General features: G+C 61.7%; 1 pseudogene. It reads right to left on the reverse strand.

The window, feature by feature from the left end:
- Nucleotides 1–494, reverse strand: a pseudogene (locus EN780_RS37430) (hypothetical protein); the annotation flags it as partial.

The following is a 494-nucleotide window of genomic DNA, read 5'->3' on the forward strand; positions in this document are numbered from 1 at the left end:
GGGCCAGGAGGTCACTCGGATTGACCGCGTCAGCGCGCCGTCTGCGCTATTCCAGATCGAAACAAAATGCCTGCCTGCCGTCGCGAAGCTGCGGCCGTCTGAACTGAAAGCAGCACGCGTATATGCGTCGCTCCTTACACCTAGGACTTTCTTTCCGGTCCGAGCATCCCAGAGCGTTGCATCGCTGTTCTCCCCCGCCGTCAGCACCCGGGTGCCATCCGGGCTGAAGATTGCCGTCGGATAGTTGCTTACAGGCCGCAGGATGAAGAGCTGTTCTCCCGATGTGGCCTCCCAAAGGCGTGCAGTGCCATCCCTCGCGGCCGTCAGGATACGGCTCCCATCCGGGCTGAATTCAGCCCTCTCCAGGGCCTCTTCATGTCCTTTTAGAACTGCGGTTTCGGCGCCGCTGGAGATGTCCCAGACGGCTGCAGTCTTGTCGTGGGATGCGGTGACGATGCGATCGCCGGCCGGATTGAATGCCGCATCCGTCACGC

This window comes from Mesorhizobium sp. M4B.F.Ca.ET.089.01.1.1 (assembly GCF_004022605.1).
GTDB lineage: Bacteria > Pseudomonadota > Alphaproteobacteria > Rhizobiales > Rhizobiaceae > Mesorhizobium > Mesorhizobium abyssinicae.